Origin of the sequence: Flavobacterium rakeshii (genome assembly GCF_009741375.1) — a bacterium.
Classification (GTDB): Bacteria; Bacteroidota; Bacteroidia; order Flavobacteriales; family Flavobacteriaceae; genus Flavobacterium; species Flavobacterium rakeshii.
This window is the reverse complement of record NZ_WOWP01000005.1, coordinates 62,439-79,347: the sequence shown is the minus strand read 5'-3', so window position 1 is coordinate 79,347 and position 16,909 is coordinate 62,439. Positions and strand designations below refer to the sequence as shown.

Below are 16,909 nucleotides of genomic sequence, written 5' to 3'. Positions count from 1 at the left end.
ATTATTCACTTAAAAAAGATGATGCCGGTAATCCTGCACCGTTAAATAAATCGGGCTTAGCTGTGTTGTGCCAAGCATAACGTACAGTAACAGGTTCTTTTACCTTTTTGGATGAAACCACTACAGTATTGCCTTTTATGGTTGCGGTTGCAGGGTAAAACGTGCCGTCTTTTCCGGCTACCTCAAACAGTTCTGATTTCTTTGAAGAAAAATGCAGTCCATCGGCATAATCAAAACGTATGGTTACTTTGTTTTTATTAATAGTGATGTCTTTATAAAGCGGACCGTAAACTACTCCTGTATCAATACCGTATTGTGATTTTAATACAAGGTTACCCAATCTTTCGCCTACGGTTCTCTTATCACGCGGATGTATATCGTCGGTAGGGCTAACATCGCCTACAACCACCATTCCGGTTTTAGGAACTTCGTTAAGTACTTTGCGTTGTGAGTTGCGTATTATTACACCGCCGTAAGTATCGTTCTCATAGTTAAACGGGGCTATTTGTATAAAGTAGAAAGGGAAATCGTCTCCCCAAGCCTCACGCCATGATTTGATAAGTCCTGCCAGTGTTTTATCGTACACAGTACTACCTACATTGCTTTCTCCCTGATACCATATGGCACCTGCCAGTTTAAAGCCAACAAACGGATTTATCATGGTGTTGTAGGTACGACCTGGTTCTGTAGGACCCCAGGCAACCGGAGTAATTTTTGCAGCAGCTTCTGCAATTACAGCATCTTTGGCAATATAATCTTCAGGCATCCATATCTCAGCCGGAGTACCACCCCAGCTGGAGTTAATGAGTCCTATCGGAACATCTTTTAAATCCTTTTGTAAGCGCTCACCAAAAAAGTAAGCTACAGCACTAAAGTATTTCATGGTTTCCGGAGTACATTCCTGCCAGTTACCCACAATGTTCATTTGAGGAGAAGTACCTGCTACCTTTGGAGCTGTAAAGAAACGTATGTTAGGGTAATTGGCTTTTGCAATTTCAGCCTCGGCATTGTCTATTCCTATTGAGGCTGACCATTCCATGTTCGATTGTCCCGAACAGAACCATACCTCACCAATCATTATGTTTTTAATGGTAAGTTCGTTGTATCCTTTAAAATGCAGAGTGTAAGGTCCGCCTGCTTCAGGAGTTTTAAGTTTTACTTCCCAGTGTGCCTGATTATCGGGCTTGATTTTAATTTCCTCTTTAGACCATCCTACGGTAAGGGTAACATCTTCAAAAGGGCTTGCCCATCCCCAAATGGTAACTTCGCTGTTGCGTTGCAGTACCATGTTGTCTGAAAAAAAGGAAGGCAGTAATACGTTTGCTTTTGCTGCTCCTGTAATTAACAGAATGAAAAGCGATAAGTAAAAGCTGATTTTATTCATTTAAAAGTGATTTTAAGAATGGAGCTAACTCATTTGCCATTTCCTGATGATCTTTTACATCAGGGTGGTAGCCACAACCGTGAGGAGTGATATCGCTAAATTCAAAAACCTGAACCGGTTTGTGTTTTTTGTCGTCTTTATAAGCTGCCTGTACACGTTTAAGACAATTAGCAAATATTTTAGCTTTTTCTCCTTTAACCATTGGGCTGGTTAATAATACAATTTGTGTGTTAGGGGAGTGGTTGTAAACGGTTTTAATAAAGTTTACATAGCTTTCCACATACTTATCGGTATTAAACAGAAGCCTTTCCTTTTTGCCGTCTCCTTCAGAGAAATCGTTTGTACCTAAAGCAATACAGGTAATATCGGGGTTGAACCCAAATTTATAAGGAACTGTTTTGTCTGAATTGTTAAGGTAGATGTTCTCGTAAACATCGGGCATTATTTTTTCCTTTTCATGTTCGTCATTCCAGTTACGGTAAATACCGATGCCTGAAACCGAACTTAAAACGAAATTGGCATTAAGCGCTCTTGAAGTAACAGGACCATATGCAAAATAAGCATTGTGCTGGTCAAACCATTCGCCTGTACCACACGGAATCTCTTCGGTTTCGTTACCCATACCACAGGTAATGGAGTCACCTATAAATTCAATTTTCTTTTTCCCTTTTTCTTTTTTGGTTTTTACAATATTTCCTTCGGCACCAGAGAAGATAATACTTCCGTTTCCGGCTTCGGTAGCTTTGTAAACCGTTACCTTATGGATGTCGTTTTCACCACTTGGTATGTTTATAGAAACATTACCGGGTTTGATGTTTACTTTTTCTTTTCCTATGTATTTACCGTCAACTTCAATAGCAATATAATCATACTGGTTGTAGTTGTTAAGCGACTGTGCGTTAATGGTGCATTGAGAGCCTTTGTAACTGAAGGTAACAGATGATCCCGGTCCTGCCAGTATTATTCTGTTGTCCTCGGTTTTATCAGTACGTCCCTGTGTAATGTATAAGTTGGATTTTAAAGTAGGTTTTCCTGCAGATAATGCTAATGCAGAAACCAATAGTAAACAAAGTGTTTTTTGTAGTATTTGCATGGTAATTTTTATAAGAAAGTAAATGTAGGTAAAAATGACCATTTGCTCATGTATTATAATATCAATTCGTTATAAAATTTAAACATGTAGCATATTTTATTAGGGATATTTATGAACTGTGTAAAAAACACCTCTTAAAAAGTGTTAATAATTAACAATGAGGTAATTACTTGGCTTGTAGTTGCTTTTTGGTGCTACTAAGGTTGTGTTAAAGTGATAAGAGTTTGTTTTGCGCTTTAGTATTTTTAAGGTAAACAATATACCTATGAAAAAGCTAAATGAAATAAACCTGCCTGCTGTTAAAAAGAACATTAGTGTTATGGAACAGTTGGTATCAGTATTGGGAGGTAGTTATCTTTTGTATGATTCGCTAAGACACAAAAGGGGAGTGGCCGAATATGGAGCAGCAGCCTTTATGCTGTTTAGGGGGATTAGTGGTTTTTGTCCGGCAAGTGAATTAGGACATCGATTGTTGGATAAAAATTACAGGCATAATTCAAACGTAAATATTCATACCCGAATGGTGATAGATAAACCTATTGATGAGGTATTTAATTTTTGGCGAAACCTAAACAATTTACCCCTTTTTATGGAGCACCTTAAAAGTGTGGAAACAATAAGTAATACAATATCTCAATGGGTTGCTGTACTGCCTGGCGGGCTGGGTACTGTACAGTGGCAGGCAGAGATTGTAGGTGAGGAAACTAACCGTTTTATAGGTTGGCAGTCATTACCGGGAGCCGAAATTAGGAATGCCGGGAAAGTACAGTTTAAAGATGCCGGAGAATTAGGGACGCTTATACATATTACCTTTTCCTATCATGCTCCGTTTGGTGCCATGGGGCAGGAAATAGCAAAATTACTTACGCCTGCTTTTGAGAAAACTATACGTGATGATATAGCTGCCTTTAAAAGCTATATGGAAACCGGCAGGATAAAGAAAACTAAAAAGAAGCAGTCAAGGATTTATTCTTAAGCTATTTAGATTAGTCAGTGCAAAAATCTTCGGGGTTATACTCGTGTTGTAGACCCGGACTGAATTTTTCTTTTATTCTCCTGTGTCTTGATTCGTTACCGGTATGAATCTGTTCTTTGCCCGGATTTGAAATACCTTCTTCCTGTGGGTAGCTGTTGTGGTTTTTGTCTGGTTGGTTCATGGTGATATTTTTTTGGAAGCATAAGGTAATGAATTTATTTTTAATGAGTTATGTTGGTTTTGAATATTAATACATACTTAACCTGACTTACTTTTTACAAACAGTTTCATAAACAGTATTATTCCGCACAGGCTACCGGCAACAGCATTGGCCAGTATAATGGGGATGTCTTTTCGTAATATGCCATAGATAACCCACGATATCATTCCGGCAAAGAGCAGGGCATAAGTAGCTGCCGAAAGACTTTTTGTAGATTTTGTTTTTATAACCTTAATCGCTTGGGGTATATTGGCGCCGGTAGTCAATATAGCAGCAATGAGTCCGAGTATTTGAGTATAGTTCATTTTTCAGGATGTTAGGTTATGGGCAAAAATAAAGGCTGTTTAAACAGCCTTTTTACATGGTTAATGAGTTTTGTTACCTTTACATATAACCGTCTTTATCTGGATGGTTATCAGTTCGTGTAATGTGTTTACTCTGATCGCAATAATGATGATGATGTGGATGGTGATGAGCAATGTCTTTCCTTACCTGTTTAGGGAAGGTCGAAAGTTCCTGTGGATTTACTTTTGCCGGGTCTTCGTATGGTAAATATTCATAACCCCACATTTTACCATACATGTTTACGCCTTCATTTGGTGCGCCCTGATTGCCTGGATCCTGACGCCCGAAAAATTCATTTGCCATAATCGCTTAAAATTTAATTAGTTAAATATAATAAAAAATTAACGATTTAGCAACTTTTCAATATTAAGAATGTATATATGTAATATAATTATTATAAAAAGTAATAATATTTTAATAGTAAAGTGTTAAAAAAGCCCGATAAGGGCTTTTTTCTACATATAACTGTCTCTTTCAGGGTTATCATTGGTATTTGTAATGTTACGCCCGCTCCTTACAGCCGACTGTTTTCTGTTAGTCATATGGTTTTCTCTTTCCTCTTCCAAGTCAGGATTCTCAGTTTTTTTCTGTTTTGGGAAAGTAGCCAGTTCTACCGGATTTATAATTGCCGGATCGTTTGTAGGGATTAACTGTTCATCCGGATTGTTTAGTGCATTGTTGGGTTTGTTTGCCCTTTTTTTATCATCAGTTGCCATAACTTTCAAATTTTAATGGTTATTAATTTTTAGTACAATCTTACTATGATTGCTACTATAAAGTTACCAAAAGCTTTACGGGTTAAATGGTAATATTTTTGTAATTAACTCATCATTAACAGGTTGTGTGTTTTTGTAACATTTTATCCCAAAAAAATTACCTTTTAACGTTTTTTTTGTGGAATACTCGGTCTGTATAAATTACAAGTGTATGTTTGTGACAGGTTAGTTACGCAGAATTATTTTTTTCCAATTTGATTTAATCATAGGACACATTGATTTTTTTAGTAGTTGTGCCATCGGCTTTTTAGCCGATGGTTTTTTATTTATAACTTTACTGTATTAATAAAGTATACAGTTTATGAAAATCGTGTTTTACCTCCTGTCCCTGTTTTTACTTTCCTGTAATTGTAATGATGTCCTGCAGGAAAAGGGTAAGCTTGAACTTAAAGAAGCTTCGGGTATTGAGTATATACACGAAACCGGAAAACTATGGGTGCTTGAAGATAGCGGAAACAAAAACAGTCTTTACAGTATAGATGAGAATGGGAAAACCGAAAAGAAACTAAAAATCACCAATGCCAAAAACAAGGACTGGGAAGATTTAACTTCTGATAAGGAAGGAAACATCTATATAGGTGATTTCGGTAATAATGATAACGACAGGAAAGACCTTGCTATCTATAGGGTAGATAAAGAAGAACTGGAAAAGAAAGAAGCAAAATCATCTTACAAGGTTTCGTTTTATTACCCTGAGCAAAACGAATTTCCTCCAAAGCGGTCTAAAATGCTTTTTGATGTGGAAGCCTTTTTTGAGCTTAACGGAAATTTCTACTTATTTACCAAAAACCGAAGTGCAAAATTTGACGGAACTTTTTATGTGTACAAAGTACCTAATAAAGAGGGAGAGCATGCTGCGCAACGTATTGCTGAGCTAAACAGCTGTAAAGTATACAGCAAATGTGCTATTACATCTGCAGATATTAGTCCTGACGGAAAAACCGTAGCGCTTTTGTCGTCTGACAAAGTATGGCTGATTACCGATTTTGAGAATGATAATTTTAAACAGGAAAACATGACACAATACCCTTTGGGACATATGTCCCAAAAGGAAGGTATTTGTTTTAAGGATAAGTATACCCTTTATATTGTTGATGAAAAAGACAGCAAGGCAGGAGGTTACTTATATGAGGTAGGTCTGGAAAGGTTATTAAAATCCGAATAATAACCCGAAGGCTACCCTGCCACCATCTGACCCGTGGAAATAAAATGCTTTTGCTGTAAGGGCATCTACGCCGTTTATCCATAAACCGCCACCGGCAGACTGGTGCCATTTTCTTGAACTATCGTTCTCTATCCATACACGTCCATAGTCATATCCGCCAAATATTCCATATTTGAAAGGTATAATACTACTCCTGAAATTTCCAAGGGTAAGTCTTAAATCAGTGCTCTGTAAGTAAGACTCCTTACCTGTAAAACGTTGATTTCTGTAACCGCGTAAGTCACTATCGCCACCAAGAGTAGCCGCCTGATAAAATTCAAAATTATTATTAAACAGTACATGCCCTTTAAAAGTAGTGGCAAATACTAAGTTCTCATCACGGGTAATTCTGTGGGTAAAGCCAAGAACACTTTGTACATGCGGGAAATTCCTTTCGGCCTGATCTAAACTCATGGTCCATCCACCCGATATAGAGAATAACATTCCCATAGCAGGGAGTGATTTTATGTCATAATTTTCAAATTTGTACTTACCGTTTATAGTGGCATATTGCCTGTGTTCCTGTAAATAATCAGGTATTACACCGGGCCAACTAACAAAGCGGTTGTTGCTTTCTTCCACCTCAATAGTCCTGAACATGGTGTGTACTTCAAAGTAACTGCCGTTTGGAGTTTCTTTAAAAAGGGCAGGAGCTACGCTAAAGGTTTGTAGTTTTACCCTATTGTAGTTCATACCCAATTTGTCGTCGTCGTTAATAGTTTGATTTCCGTAACCAAAGAAATTAATACTATAAGTAGGGCTTGTAAAGTGGGCATTAAACCCAAAATTCCACTTACTGGCGATATTCATAAACTGACCGGTATAATCGAGCTCAAAACCGCCTGTAGCAAAGTACAGGTTGGCTTTAACGGTATGCTTACGCGAAAAAGGCCTGCGGTTAAAACTGTTTACAGTGTAATTGGCTATAAGCCCTAATTTAAATCCGTCATCAGGGTTGTAACCTACAGTTGGTAAACCAGTATAGGCGTTAAAGGCCGGTTTTTTAAAGTTGTATGTATTGGTTTCATAATCATCGGTTAATAACAACTTGGTTTTACCGTCTACTTCATAAGTGTTTTTCTTGCTTTTAAAGTCGTATATCTTAACCTTTTTACCGTTTTCTACAATGTATTTGTCGTTGTTTTGACCGCCAAGTAAACGAACAAGTATAGGTTGCTCGGGTTTGCCTTTTACCTCAAAAACATCATCGTCATCAAGACCGTATATCCAAAGTTCTTTGGTTTGTTTACGATTGTATGTGTTGTCGCTAATAAGTTCTTCGTGGTGTTTTTTAATGCTGTAAATCTGTACCCTTGTTTGCCCTTCCGGAAGTCGGGTAATTACAAAGTGTTCGTCTTTATCGGTACCTGTAATAAGTACGGTTCTCAGCAAAACAGCACGGTATTCCAGTGCATATTTTTCTACATCTTCCCGTCTTTTCTTTAGGTTAGATTTAATTTCCTCGATGGTTTCATCCTGTACTTCGGGCGGAAGTTTGCTAAAGGCTTCATCGATTACCTCATCTGTAAGGTTTGCTTTAAGGTAGCGGGCTTCTTCCAGCCATTCCTGTTCGCTGGCATTTCTTATAAGCGCCATATCCATTGGGTAAGGCTCAAAAGCAAGCCATTTTACACTTCTGATGTGGTCTTTGTAATCCTGCATATAGCGAAGCGCGGGTACGCTCATGATAAGAGGTAATAGTGTGCCGCCATAATTAGGAAATGCCTGATCACGGTCACGGGGTATAGGCCTGTAAATTACACTGTCATTCCTGTTAAAACGCGACCAGCGCCATTGGTCAGTATGCCTGTCCCAATCGCCAACAAGCATATCAAATAGCCTTACACGGATAAACGCTTTTTCATCTATAGTGTATTTTGGGCTCTTTCTTATATGTTCCAATACATCATCGGTACTTTCAATGTCATCAGGACTGCCAAAGCTTTTTAGGTTTTTAAACTCGCCCATTGGTCGTTCTTCCACCATGTAAAGGGCGTTACCGTAATCAGCATTGTATTCCTGTAAGGCAGCCTGTTTAGGTATGTAAAATAACTCAGGGTTTGTATGGTAAATACCCAATGCCTCCTGCATATCTCCTATAATAAACGGAGTATATGGGTGAGAGGAGGTGTAAAAATCCATAAGGAAAGCCTCAGTAAGAGTATTGTTAAAATCGTTGCCTATATACTTGGTTTTAAAGGCAACAGTTTGTAAAAAACGATCGGCGCTTTTCTTTAGTCCCCTCATAACATACTCCCTGCCTTGGGGGTCCTGTAGTCTTACCGAAAGCGACTGGTGTCCGCCACCTTCCCTAACAGGTGTAAGTCCGCCGTGTAGCGTATCCAGATTAACCGTGTTTGCCTCAATAGGCATACTAAAGTATTTACGATAGTAATTGCCGAAAAGGAATTTATAAAATCCGCTTTTTTGGGTCATCTCAGGAGTATATACCGATGCTTTTACTTTAGAAGGGAAATTAGAGTCAAATTTTTCGGCTACATATTTCTTTGGTTTTGGTCGTGTAATGTATTTTTCAAATACTTTATTCTCTACACCCTCTTTAACGGCATAGTAAGTTATTTTAGAGGTGTAAGTGTCATACACGTCTAATACTGCATAACCGGAGCCTCCATAAGAAAAATCCTGAGGGTTTACAGTTGTAGCCGCTTCAGCTTTAGATCCTGCGCCGCTTATAATCTGGTTAATATTGTCTTTATAGATGTATTGTAGGTTGTGGTCGTGGCCCGAAACCACTATTACATTGTCCTTACCCTGAACAAGGGTTTTTATTCTTTTAGTAAGTGCATTATACTGTCTTCCCTGTAGGTCCTGCGGACTAACCCCCGATGTTTTTCTGATGAAGTTTAGAACAGAACCCAGTACAGGTAACGGAATGTTGCTTTCCAGCGGGAAAAGTTGTTTTCGTAATGAGAAATATCCACCGTGCGAACCATTACTCATTAGCGGGTGGTGAATGGCAAGTATAACGGTTTTATTCTGGTTTTTGTTTAACAGGCTTTCCAGTTCATTTAGCATGGCGTCGCGGGTTTTAATATCGCAATCGTCATTAATGGTAGGGTAGTGGTCCCAGTCTTCAATAAACCATTCGCTGTCTATGGCTATAACGGTAAGGCTGTCGTTTATTTTAAGGTCATCTATTCCGCATCCGTTACCCGGCAGGTAAGCTTTTTTCTGGTCAAGATAGTCTTTTACAAAATCTTCCTGTTCTTCAAGGCCTTTTAATCCGCTGTACCAATCGTGATTACCCGGTATAAAATGAGTTGTTCCTTTAAAAGATTCAGATAGTTTTAGCTGAAAGGTAAGGCTTTCTTCGGCAGCTTCTCTTCCTTTTTCGCCTTTTGCAGGCATACCATGCGGATAAATATTATCGCCAAGATAAAACAGGGAAGTGTTCTCGCCTGTTTCCTGTAGTTTTTCTTTGGCATAAGCCAGTATTTGTTGTGAGTTAGGGCGTGCAGCATAACCCGCATCGCCTATAAGTACAAAGCGGTGAGATATTTTATAGTTAAGTGTATCCTTTATAGGGAATTTAAAAGCTTCTTTCCCGTATTTAGCCTCATAGGAAGCGCATGAAAAAAGGGTGAACACAATAAAAACAGGTAACAGGAGTTTAATATTTTTGCACCTTATAATGTTAACCAAAAAGAATTTCATAATTTGGTAGTGTTAATTGCATACTTATGAATGTTGTCCAAAAAGCCGAAAGCTACGTTTTTAACTTATTCAAAGATAAACTATCTCCCGATTATATTTACCATAATTTCATCCATACTTTACGTGTAGTAAACAATGCAGAAGTTATTGCCGGTAATGAAAATGTAACAGGAGAAGAGGAAGAAATGCTTTTGCTGGCAGCATGGCTTCATGATACAGGCTACATTGTGAGCGACCTGGATCATGAGGAAGAGAGTGCTAAAATAGCCGAAGCTTTTTTAAAGGAGAATGGCTATGATGAGTCTAAAATAGCTAAAATACAGTCGCTTATTAAGGTGACTAAACTTGGGGTAGAACCTCAAACCCATTTAGAGAAAATAATTAAGGATGCCGACTGTTCGCATTTTGCCTATAAGGATTACTGTAGCCTTTCGGAACTGCTTAGGGCCGAATGGAAGTTAACTCACAATAAAAGTTTTTCTGATTTAGAATGGGCTACAATAAACAGGGGAGTACTGTTAAATAAACACCGCTTTTTTACGGCATATGCCCAAAGGGAACTTCAGCCGTTAAAAGAAGCTAATATTACAGAATTGCAAAACGTAATCAATAAGCTGGAAAAAGGCAATAAAAAGAGTGCTAAAGAAAAAATAAACCAGAAGAAGCTCGAAAAAATGGACAGGCCTGAGCGTGGTATTGATACTATGTTTAGGGTGACGCTTAATAATCATACAAGGTTAAGTGATATTGCCGATAGCAAGGCGAATATCCTGCTTTCGGTTAATGCTATTATCATATCGATTTCGCTGTCTACCTTAATTCCTAAACTTGATAGTCCAAGTAATGCTCACCTTATTATTCCTACATTGGTAATGATGCTGTTTGCAGTGGTTTCTATCGTGTTTGCTATATTGTCTACAAGACCAAAGGTGACCAGTGGTACTTTTACCCGTAAGGATATAGAAGATAAAAAAGTAAACCTGTTGTTTTTTGGTAACTTTTATAAAATGCCTCTTAATGAGTATGAGTGGGCAGTAAATGAGTTAATGAAAGACAGGGATTACCTGTATAACTCTATGATTAAAGACCTGTACTTCCTGGGGAAAGTACTCCACAGAAAGTACAAGCTTTTAAGAATGACCTATACTATTTTCATGATTGGGATAATAGTGTCGGTAGGGTTATTTATATATGCGTTTAAAATGATGTAGCGTAAAATTATTTCGTAGTCATTTCTTTTAAAAGGTCCTGGTAGCTGTATGTGCCCGATGCATCAGTCTCATCATAGATAATCTCTACTCTTAAGGCTCTTAGTCCGGTAACACCCTGTAGGTCTTCTACCTCAAAATTTTCAATGGTCTTGCCCAGCATATTTTTATGCTGCAGGTATTTAATGTACCTTCTGTACTCGGCTTCTTCCTGTTTTTGGGAGTACACTATAGTGATTTTACCCTGTTGTGTAATCCTTTCCTGAGTGCCTTTAATGTACGACTTGTCAATACGTTTTTTAACTACCTCATAGCGGGCATTATAAGTGCCGTCTACGTCAAAACGTTTTTCATCCATCCTGAAACGTATTGATATTGGGGTGCTGAAAACCAGTATCAGTGAAGTAACATCAAGGTCATATGGCAGGGTAGGACGAAGTTTGTAATATTCGTTCTCCATTTCGCACATGGCCTGTAACTGCCATAACCTAAGGTTGTTTAGGTATAACGGATTATAAGATAACTTAGGAGCTATAGACGCGCCTATGTACAGGTTATGTTCTACACCGTCGGTTTTGAAACGTTCATAGTAATGTGGGAAGAACGATTGTGCTTCGGCTTGTTTTTTGTCCAGCACCTCGGCCATTTTCTTATTGATTACAGAAAGAGCATCGTCAAAGTCCTTGCGGTTTTCATAAACCATTTTTACCTTACCGTCAAGGCTTTCAAAATATTCCGAAATTCTTTCGTGTATCTTGGCGTTAGTGGTGTCAAAATGTTTAAGCAGTACATGGATTTCATTAATTATATATCCCTGTACTACCGCTTCGGTATCGGCTTTAAGCTCGTGTTTAAGATCTTCCTGTATTTTTTCCAGTTCATAAGTATGTTGCTCGATAAGCGGAAGCTTTTCGATCTCATTAATGAAGTGGAACAGTACTATCAGTTTTTCTATCTGACGGATAAGGTCCTTCTCGGTCGATTCGTTACGTGCTGTAGATGAACCTTTAATATCAATTTGTCCGTAAAGCGGATATACCTCTTTAAAGATAATTTCTTTATAGGCTAAGTCAGGACTGTTGCCTGCTTTAATGTGTGCCAGTGCTTCTTCTCTAAATTTCCAGTATACACTGTTATGTATAGCGGTGTATTCATTTTGGATAATAGCATCAATTTCGTTTTGAAGCTCAGAGTAATATCTTTCAAGCGTATCGGTAAGGAACGGAAGGATGTAATCAAGCTTAATGGCATTGATACTGTTGAGCTCTTTAGGAGTAGAGGAAACCAGCTCAATAAAGCCCAGCATCTTATCATTTTTAATGATAGGAGCCAGTATACAGCTTTTTATATTCTGTTCCAGTAACCTGTCGGCAAAACGGGTGTCGTCAGGGTTGTTAGCCTTATAAACTTCCACGTCTGATATGATAAGCTGTTGTTTTTCTCCCATCATACTTTTTAGGGTAGAATCACAAAACAGTTTATTACAGTTCATTTCCTCACAATCTTTAAGAATGTGACTGGTAATGTCCTTAAAGGAAGCCATAGTGAAAACCTGGTCATTTTCGTTTACTTCGGTAAAACCAATTTTCAGGTCGGGAATTTTGTATATCGACTTAAAAATACTTTCAATATCATCCTTAATTACTTCCTTAAACTCATGAGGCAATAATAAGTTTGATTTAAGGTTTGATATGGCGCTCTCAACAGTAGCGTCAAATAATGATATTATACCAAACCCTTTAGAGACCCAGCTGTTTTGTGGGAATTTCTCTTTCCATAACTCCAGATTGTCAAAATTATCTATAAGGATATCTACATCTTCCTGTGTTATTTTTATGGCTTTGTCTGTAGGGATAATTTCAAGGAAATCCGCATTGTACAAAATGCGGTAATGTTTCATTATACCCTCGGCATTGGGTATATCATAGAACAAAGGTCTGCTGAAGTCAAAATCATAACCATAATACATGTTTAAGATTAAACAACAGCAAAAAACATAAAACTGATGGTCGTCAAAGTTTCTTATTTCAATGTCAAAATCTTCACCGGCATTTTCAAGTATTTTATTAAAACGTTCGGTATGATTAAAGGTGATGTTGAAAAAAGGTATTGCAGCCGCTTTTATCTCATTATGAGTAAGGGCTGTTGGGAAAAGGTCGGCCAGCAGGTTTTTTATAAGTAGCTTGTGCTTTTCAAGAAGCGCAAGGTCGGTAATACCCTCGCGAAGTTCCGGGAAAGGCTCTGTGTGTCTAAGTAAGGCTTTAGCGTAGTCTGATCTGTAATCAACGTCCGATTCGGCTATTTCTTCGAGTTTTTCCAGTACTTTATGAAAGGATATCCGCGCAATTAAAGGGGTACATATTTCTTTTGAGCAGTCCATTTTCATGTGTGTAAAAAGTACATCAAAGTTACAAAATTTTAAGATACAGTTTAGAAAAGACTATGTTTAACACATTTCATGATGTTTTTTAGATATTTTGTGCTTATTTTGTGGTGTCTTTTTTGTTTTATGAACCAAACGGTACAAATTCGATTTCCAAAGAATATACATCTCGCCATAAAACGGGAAGACCTCCTTCACCCCTATATATCCGGTAATAAATTCAGAAAGCTTAAGTACAATGTACAGGAAGCCAAAAGGCAGGGTAAAACTATGCTGCTTACCTTTGGCGGAGCTTACTCTAATCATATTGCGGCTACAGCAGCGGCAGGGAAAGAGTACGGACTTAAAACAATGGGTGTAATAAGAGGGGAAGAGCTTGCTGAGAAGGTTAATGATAACCCTACGCTGAGTTTTGCAAGAGATTGCGGAATGGAATTTGAGTTTGTAACGCGTGAGGCTTACAGACAAAAAACTGAAGATGAGTTTATTGAGACTCTAAGACAGAAGTTTGGTGATTTTTATTTAGTGCCCGAAGGTGGGACAAACAGCTTTGCTGTAAAAGGATGCGAAGAGATACTGACACCCGATGATACCGAGTTTGATTACATAGCCTGTGCTGTAGGTACGGGGGGGACAATATCGGGTATTGCAAATAGTGCCGAAGACCATCAAAAAGTGCTTGGGTTTTCGGCTTTAAAAGCAGATTTATCTGCCGATATTGCTAAATTTGCCATAAAGGATAACTGGCAACTGATAACAGATTATCATTTTGGCGGTTATGCCAAAACCGATGAAAGCCTTATAGCTTTTATTAATGATTTTTATGCTAAAACAAACATACCTTTAGACCCTGTGTATACGGGGAAAACGGTTTTTGGCGTTATAGATATGATTGAAAACGGATATTTCCCGGAAGGTTCCCGTATACTGGTTATACATACCGGAGGGCTGCAGGGTATAGACGGAATGAATAAACAATTACATAAAAAAGGATTGCTTACAATTAAAACCTGATGCAAATGATGAAGAAAATTTTAGTTTTATTTTTACTTGGTTTAGTGGCCAGTTGCGGCTCACACAAGTCGCGCATTCAAACCACTAAAGACGGAACTGTAAAGCACAGGAAAAAAGACAAAAAATCAAGGTCTAAAATAAGTACTACTGATTCGCGTAAGGCTACGGCTTCAAATTCATCTAAAACCGAAACACTTGAGTCAAGCTCAAAAACAGTAGTGTATGCTGATGTGGTTAGTAACTACATTAATACATTTAAGGGAACAGCAGAAGATAATATGAGGCGTCACGGTATACCGGCAAGTATTACGCTGGCTCAGGGTATATTGGAGTCTGGTGCTGGTAGGGGTACACTTTGTGTTACTGCAAATAACCATTTTGGTATAAAATGTCATACCGATTGGGACGGAGATAAAGTATATCATGATGATGATGCAAAAGGTGAATGTTTCAGGAAATATGATGACCCTGCGGGCTCGTATGAAGATCACTCATTATTCCTTACTACCAGAAAGCGTTATGCTTCGCTTTTCGAGTTAGATCCTGATGATTATAAAGGATGGGCACACGGACTTAAAAAAGCCGGTTATGCTACAGATCCTAAATATCCTAATAAACTGATTGACCTTATTGAACGCTATAACCTTGATGCTTTTGATGCGGAGGTGCTGGGTAAAAAAGGCAAGCATCGTAGGGAAGTTGAGAAAGAAATTGAAAAGAACAGGGAAGAGGCAGTGGCTCAAACATCGTCACCTTCACGTTCTTCAAAAACATATAAGGTAATGCAGGGAGATACTTTGTATTCCATTTCAAAAAAACATAACCTGACAGTAGACGAGCTTAAGAAATTGAATGACTTATCAAGCAATGCAATTTCTATAGGACAGATTTTAAAAGTTAAATAAACATGTTATATCAAAGAAGCAGCCAGCTTTTTGCTGAGGCTGAAAAAGTGATTCCGGGAGGTGTAAACTCTCCGGTACGTGCATTTAAATCGGTAGGGGGGACCCCAATTTTTGTAAAAGAGGCAAAAGGGGCTTACCTGTATGATGAAGATGGTAACCGATTAGTAGATTATATTAACTCATGGGGACCTATGATTTTAGGTCATGCTTATGAGCCTGTAGTAAATGCAGTTATAGAAAGGGCTAAAAAAGGAACCTCGTTTGGTACTCCTACAGCTTTGGAAACCGAAATTGCCGAACTGGCAGTGAGTATGGTTCCTAATATTGATAAGATTCGTTTTGTAAACTCGGGTACTGAGGCATGTATGAGTGCTGTAAGGCTTGCTAGGGGGTATACAAAACGTGAAAAGATTATAAAATTTGCAGGATGTTACCACGGGCATTCCGACTCGTTTTTAATACAGGCGGGTAGTGGTGCAGTAACTTTTGGTTCGCCAAACAGCCCGGGTGTAACTCAGGGAACAGCAAAAGATACTTTGCTTGCTACATACAATGATTTACAAAATGTAAAAGATTTGTTTGAAGCTAATAAAGATGAGATTGCAGCTATTATCATAGAGCCTGTAGCGGGTAATATGGGGTGTATACCTCCGGCAGAAGGTTTCCTGCAGGCGTTAAGAGAGGTATGTGATGCTAACGGTGCTCTTTTAATTTTTGATGAGGTTATGACCGGTTTCCGTCTTGCTAAAGGTGGTGCTCAGCAACTATTTGGAGTTAGGGCTGATATTGTAACTTTTGGTAAGGTTATAGGTGGCGGACTTCCGGTAGGTGCTTTTGCGGGAAGAAATGAAATAATGAATTACCTTGCTCCGGTTGGACCGGTATATCAGGCGGGTACACTTTCGGGTAATCCGTTGGCTATGGCTGCCGGACTTGAAATGCTTAAGGCTTTAAATAGTGATGAGGCAATATTCAGCAGGCTTGAAGAGAAAACTGCTTACCTTGAAAAAGGTATTCGTGAAAAACTTACAACGGCTAATTTAACTTATACTATAAACAGGAGAGGTTCTATGATTTCGGTTCACTTTGATGCTAATCCGGTAACTGATTTTAAAACCGCTGCAAACGGTGATAATGAAACGTTTAAGAAGTTTTTCCATGGCTTGCTTAAGGAAGGGGTGTATATAGCGCCATCGGCCTATGAAACTTGGTTTATTACCGATGCTCTTACGTATGACGATCTTGATTTTACAATCAACGCTATTGAAAAAGTAGCAAAAGAGTTATAAAAAGAAAGCTCCCTGAAAAGGGAGCTTTTTTATTTTAGTATTTTATATACTATTAATGACTTAAAACTTTAAGTAAGCCCGGTGCAGCAGCAAGTTTTTTGTTTTGCTCTGGCGTTAGCGTAGAAGAGATTTTAGACTCAACAGATTGAGCTAGTACATCTTTACGTTCCTGGCTTAGGTCTTTTATTGATAAAATCTCATGTTTGTGCTTAAAAAGGTTTCTAAAGGCTTTTTCCTGACCTTCCTGTAGTTCAACAACTTCTTTAAGAGCTTTTAAATCTTTCTCTGCAGATACTTTGTAACTCTCTTGGTTTTGAGCTGCAACTACCTGGTTAGACGGAGCTTTTTTCTGGGCATTGGCGTTAAGACCAAAAGCCAGCATTACAACGAATAAAGCAATTATTTTTTTCATGATTAAACTGGTTTTTGTTTAGTGT

15 protein-coding genes are annotated in these 16,909 nt (G+C 38.3%); 6 read left to right on the top strand and 9 right to left on the bottom strand.

Annotated elements, in window-relative coordinates; genetic code table 11:
- Nucleotide 1: 1 nt before the first annotated feature.
- Both GN157_RS01585 and GN157_RS01580 read right to left on the bottom strand, forming a co-directional pair.
- Complete coding sequence (locus GN157_RS01585; protein WP_157481377.1) at nt 2-1,384, bottom strand: sialate O-acetylesterase; 1,383 nt, start codon at nt 1,382-1,384, stop codon at nt 2-4.
- On the bottom strand, nt 1,377-2,477 hold the full coding sequence (locus tag GN157_RS01580; protein ID WP_157481376.1) for an SGNH/GDSL hydrolase family protein: 1,101 nt from the start codon (nt 2,475-2,477) through the stop codon (nt 1,377-1,379). Before GN157_RS01580 ends, GN157_RS01585 begins: the two co-directional genes overlap by 8 nt.
- 265 nt (nt 2,478-2,742) lie before the next feature.
- Between GN157_RS01580 and GN157_RS01575 the strand changes: the two genes are divergently transcribed.
- Nucleotides 2,743-3,453 carry an SRPBCC family protein gene (locus GN157_RS01575; RefSeq protein WP_157481375.1) on the top strand — a complete coding sequence of 237 codons (711 nt, stop codon included), beginning with the start codon at nt 2,743-2,745 and terminating at the stop codon, nt 3,451-3,453.
- Nucleotides 3,454-3,463: 10 nt separating this feature from the next.
- On the opposite strand, the gene GN157_RS01570 is transcribed toward GN157_RS01575, so the two are convergent.
- The 4 genes from GN157_RS01570 to GN157_RS01555 all read right to left on the bottom strand — a co-directional run bounded on the left by GN157_RS01570 (nt 3,464) and on the right by GN157_RS01555 (nt 4,734).
- The gene (locus tag GN157_RS01570) at nt 3,464-3,634 is read right to left on the bottom strand and encodes a hypothetical protein (RefSeq protein WP_157481374.1); all 171 of its coding nucleotides are present in this window, start codon (nt 3,632-3,634) and stop codon (nt 3,464-3,466) included.
- A 77-nt stretch (nt 3,635-3,711) separates the two neighbouring features.
- A complete protein-coding gene (locus GN157_RS01565) occupies nt 3,712-3,978 on the bottom strand; it encodes a SemiSWEET family sugar transporter (RefSeq protein WP_157481373.1) in 267 nt (88 codons plus the stop codon).
- A gap of 79 nt (nt 3,979-4,057) precedes the next feature.
- The gene (locus tag GN157_RS01560) at nt 4,058-4,321 is read right to left on the bottom strand and encodes a hypothetical protein (protein WP_157481372.1); all 264 of its coding nucleotides are present in this window, start codon (nt 4,319-4,321) and stop codon (nt 4,058-4,060) included.
- Between the two features lie 152 nt (nt 4,322-4,473).
- Entirely contained in the window at nt 4,474-4,734 is a 261-nt protein-coding gene (locus GN157_RS01555; protein ID WP_157481371.1) for a hypothetical protein, read from the bottom strand.
- A 361-nt stretch (nt 4,735-5,095) separates the two neighbouring features.
- Between GN157_RS01555 and GN157_RS01550 the strand changes: the two genes are divergently transcribed.
- Nucleotides 5,096-5,959, top strand: a complete 864-nt coding sequence (locus GN157_RS01550; protein WP_157481370.1) for a hypothetical protein — start codon at nt 5,096-5,098, stop codon at nt 5,957-5,959.
- Here GN157_RS01550 and GN157_RS01545 read toward each other — a convergent pair.
- Complete coding sequence (locus GN157_RS01545) at nt 5,945-9,673, bottom strand: metallophosphoesterase (protein WP_157481369.1); 3,729 nt, start codon at nt 9,671-9,673, stop codon at nt 5,945-5,947. The genes GN157_RS01550 and GN157_RS01545 overlap by 15 nt on opposite strands.
- A 26-nt stretch (nt 9,674-9,699) precedes the next feature.
- On the opposite strand from GN157_RS01545, the gene GN157_RS01540 reads away from it, so the two are divergent.
- Nucleotides 9,700-10,884 (top strand): Pycsar system effector family protein, encoded by a 1,185-nt coding sequence (locus GN157_RS01540; protein ID WP_157481368.1) that lies wholly within the window; start codon nt 9,700-9,702, stop codon nt 10,882-10,884.
- Between the two features lie 7 nt (nt 10,885-10,891).
- Here GN157_RS01540 and GN157_RS01535 read toward each other — a convergent pair whose 3' ends face one another.
- Complete coding sequence (locus GN157_RS01535; protein ID WP_197429377.1) at nt 10,892-13,267, bottom strand: GAF domain-containing protein; 2,376 nt, start codon at nt 13,265-13,267, stop codon at nt 10,892-10,894.
- A 123-nt stretch (nt 13,268-13,390) separates the two neighbouring features.
- Between GN157_RS01535 and GN157_RS01530 the strand changes: the two genes are divergently transcribed.
- The 3 genes from GN157_RS01530 to hemL are packed head-to-tail and all read left to right on the top strand — an operon-like array spanning nt 13,391 to nt 16,472.
- Nucleotides 13,391-14,278, top strand: a complete 888-nt coding sequence (locus tag GN157_RS01530) for a 1-aminocyclopropane-1-carboxylate deaminase/D-cysteine desulfhydrase (RefSeq protein ID WP_157481367.1) — start codon at nt 13,391-13,393, stop codon at nt 14,276-14,278.
- A 5-nt stretch (nt 14,279-14,283) separates the two neighbouring features.
- Nucleotides 14,284-15,183: a glucosaminidase domain-containing protein gene (locus tag GN157_RS01525; RefSeq protein WP_157481366.1), complete on the top strand. Its 900-nt coding sequence runs from the start codon at nt 14,284-14,286 to the stop codon at nt 15,181-15,183.
- Nucleotides 15,184-15,185: 2 nt separating this feature from the next.
- Nucleotides 15,186-16,472 carry a glutamate-1-semialdehyde 2,1-aminomutase gene (hemL, locus tag GN157_RS01520; RefSeq protein WP_157481365.1) on the top strand — a complete coding sequence of 429 codons (1,287 nt, stop codon included), beginning with the start codon at nt 15,186-15,188 and terminating at the stop codon, nt 16,470-16,472.
- Between the two features lie 52 nt (nt 16,473-16,524).
- On the opposite strand, the gene GN157_RS01515 is transcribed toward hemL, so the two are convergent.
- Entirely contained in the window at nt 16,525-16,884 is a 360-nt protein-coding gene (locus GN157_RS01515) for a hypothetical protein (RefSeq protein ID WP_157481364.1), read from the bottom strand.
- Nucleotides 16,885-16,909 lie beyond the last annotated feature (25 nt).